The 638-nt window shown below is 65.4% G+C and carries 1 protein-coding gene; it reads right to left on the bottom strand.

What is annotated here, in order from left to right:
- The coding region (locus NMQ16_RS19145; protein ID WP_257082565.1) for a nucleotide sugar dehydrogenase at positions 1-638 on the bottom strand (638 nt) is incomplete at both ends.

The following is a 638-nucleotide window of genomic DNA, read 5'->3' as shown; positions in this document are numbered from 1 at the left end:
TATTCGATGCCGAAGCTGCGCGGCACGTCCGGCTCGTACAGATTGCGCCCGTCAAAGATCACCGGCTGCTTGAGCGTCGTCCGGATCCGCTCGAAGTCCGGGCTGCGGAATTCCTTCCACTCGGTCACGATCACCAGCGCGTCAGCCCCTTCCAGCGCGTCCATCGGCTTTTCGGCGTAGGTCAGCCGCGCCTCCTCGCCGTAGATGCGCTGCGTCTCCGTCATCGCAACCGGGTCATACGCCGTGATCGTCGCACCACGCCTGAACAGCTCGCCGATGATCACCCGGCTCGGGGCTTCGCGCATGTCGTCGGTGTTGGGCTTGAACGCCAGGCCCCACAGCGCGAAACGACGCCCTGACAGGTCTTCGCCGAACCTCGCCACGATCTTGTCCACCAGCACCATCTTCTGCGCATCGTTGGCGTCTTCGACCGCCTGCAGCACCTTCAGCACCTGCCCCTCGTCGCGCGCGGTGCGGATCAGCGCCTTCACGTCCTTCGGAAAGCAGCTGCCGCCATAGCCGCAACCGGCGTACAGGAAGTGGTAGCCGATGCGCGGGTCGCTGCCGATGCCCTGGCGCACCATTTCGATGTCCGCGCCCATGCGGTCGGCCAGCAGCGCCAGCTCGTTCATGAAGCT

The organism is Methyloversatilis sp. XJ19-49, from assembly GCF_024580145.1.
In the GTDB taxonomy this organism is placed as follows: Bacteria; Pseudomonadota; Gammaproteobacteria; order Burkholderiales; family Rhodocyclaceae; genus Methyloversatilis.
The sequence above is the reverse complement of the archived record's forward strand: the minus strand, read 5'-3'. Positions and strand labels throughout refer to the sequence as shown.